This is a genomic window from Halomonas sp. SIMBA_159 (assembly GCF_046536035.1).
GTDB lineage: Bacteria > Pseudomonadota > Gammaproteobacteria > Pseudomonadales > Halomonadaceae > Vreelandella > Vreelandella venusta_A.
Window position 1 is genome coordinate 1 of record NZ_JAWJBT010000166.1, and the last position, 371, is coordinate 371.

General features: G+C 54.2%; 1 protein-coding gene. It reads right to left on the reverse strand.

Annotated elements, in window-relative coordinates; all coding sequences use genetic code 11:
- The coding region (locus R0J87_RS18840; RefSeq protein WP_498888121.1) for a hypothetical protein at nucleotides 1-371 on the reverse strand (371 nt) is incomplete at both ends.

Below are 371 nucleotides of genomic sequence, written 5' to 3' on the forward strand. Positions count from 1 at the left end.
GAACACGGACGGCCACGGGTAATAAAGCAGCCTTCCTTTGCCATTTGACGCGCCAGATTGATCCCGAATTCACCGTTGAAACAGTCATAAGCGACATCGGCGCGGGTAATTTTTGCACCTGGCAAATCATTGAGCATCTTGTGCACTTCAGGCATGTCCAAAGCGACACAGCCCGTACCGGAAAACGACACATAGCAGCCATGTTGTTTGGCACCCCAAGCACACAGGCCCGCTTGCTGGCCGTTGACCATGATGGAGGCGGATTGCGGATAACCGGAGAAACCGCCAGCACGTAACGTGAAGGTCCATTCGTTGCCGAACTTGCCGAGGCCATGGTTCAGGCGATTGATAAAGCGGTCGATTTCACCACG